At 52.3% G+C, this 488-nt stretch carries 2 pseudogenes; one reads left to right on the top strand and one right to left on the bottom strand.

Annotated features, from left to right (window positions below):
* A pseudogene (locus tag QWI17_RS00505) lies at positions 1-208 on the bottom strand (oligopeptidase A); the annotation flags it as partial.
* A 129-nt stretch (positions 209-337) separates the two neighbouring features.
* Here QWI17_RS00505 and QWI17_RS00500 point away from each other — a divergent pair.
* Positions 338-488: pseudogene (locus tag QWI17_RS00500) on the top strand (gamma carbonic anhydrase family protein); the annotation flags it as partial.

Raw genomic sequence — 488 nt, 5'->3', positions numbered from 1 at the left:
CCGGCGACCAGGCTTTCGCCAGACGGTCCTGACTCTGCTCCAGCGGCACCACAAGATTGTTCCAGTCAGGTGAATCATTGCCATCCAGAACCTGCTCAATCACAGCACGACTGTCAGCCAACAACTGATCGACAGCGGGCTCAACATGCTCAGGGGTAATCTCAGAAAACGGGGGCAGCAGGTGGTCTTGCAGCAACGGGTTGGTCATAGGTACTCCTGAACAGGGCAGAATATAAATAACAATATCTACTAAATGGGGTGATGATTCACTGTTTTCAATCGTGCTGCAGGGTTTATTATAGAAACCCCACCGGAACAGCAGAGTGAGAATAAACAGATGACCATCCGCAGCTATCAGAACACCACACCCAAGCTGGGTAAAGCCGCCTTTGTCGACCCAACTGCCGTCGTTCTGGGGGATGTTGAACTGGGTGACGATGTATCAATCTGGCCACTCACCGTCATCCGTGGCGATATGCACCGCATCC

The sequence above is a fragment of the Gilvimarinus gilvus genome (assembly GCF_030518155.1).
GTDB classification, from domain to species: Bacteria; Pseudomonadota; Gammaproteobacteria; order Pseudomonadales; family Cellvibrionaceae; genus Gilvimarinus; species Gilvimarinus gilvus.
Note: the sequence above shows the minus strand (reverse complement) of the source record. Positions and strands in the feature narration are given on the sequence as shown.